A 1,056-nucleotide genomic window follows, 5' to 3' on the forward strand; every position below is an offset into this window, starting at 1 on the left:
TGGCACTGAACAAATTGGTCGGTCGGCAGAGCAGCCGTCCGGGCCCGTCGATCAAGAGGCAGACATGTCGGACCGCTTCACTCCCACTTCCGCTGACAAGTTCACCTTCGGTCTCTGGACCGTGGGCTGGCGGGGCAACGACCCCTTCGGTGAGCCGACCCGCCCGGCGCTGGACCCGGTCGAGTCCGTCGAGCGGCTCGCGGAGCTCGGCGCGCACGGTGTGACGTTCCACGACGACGACCTGATCCCCTTCGGGTCCTCGGACAGCGAGCGCGCCGCGGTGATCGGCCGGTTCAAGGACGCGCTGGAGCGCACCGGCCTGAAGGTCCCGATGGCCACCACCAACCTGTTCACGCACCCCGTGTTCAAGGACGGCGGCTTCACCTCCAACGACCGCGACGTCCGCCGCTACGCGCTGCGCAAGGTCATCCGCAACATCGACCTCGCCGCCGAGCTCGGCGCCGAGACCTACGTCGCCTGGGGCGGCCGCGAAGGCGCCGAGTCCGGCGGCGCCAAGGACGTCCGCGACGCCCTCGACCGCATGAAGGAAGCCTTCGACCTCCTCGGCGAGTACGTCACCGACAAGGGCTACGACATCCGCTTCGCGATCGAGCCCAAGCCCAACGAGCCCCGCGGCGACATCCTCCTGCCCACCGTCGGCCACGCCCTCGCCTTCATCGAGCGCCTGGAACGCCCCGAGCTCTACGGCGTGAACCCCGAGGTCGGCCACGAGCAGATGGCCGGACTCAACTTCCCCCACGGCATCGCCCAGGCCCTGTGGGCCGGCAAGCTCTACCACATCGACCTCAACGGCCAGTCCGGCATCAAGTACGACCAGGACTTCCGCTTCGGCGCCGGCGACCTCCGCCAGGCCTTCTGGCTCGTCGACCTCCTGGAGAACTCCGACTACACCGGCCCCCGCCACTTCGACTTCAAGCCGGTACGCACCGACGGCATCGACGGCGTCTGGGAGTCCGCGAAGAACTGCATGCGCAACTACCTCATCCTCAAGGAGCGCGCCGCGGCCTTCCGCAACGACCCCGCCGTCCAGGAAGC

Annotated in this window: 1 protein-coding gene; it reads left to right on the forward strand. The window is 68.7% G+C overall.

Annotation, left to right across the window (positions count from 1 at the left end; genetic code table 11):
• Window positions 1-64: 64 nt before the first annotated feature.
• Window positions 65-1,056: xylose isomerase (gene xylA, locus ACWD3D_RS37405; RefSeq protein ID WP_451465075.1), on the forward strand; the 992-nt coding region annotated here is incomplete at its 3' end.

The sequence above is a fragment of the Streptomyces sp. NPDC002690 genome (genome assembly GCF_053592415.1).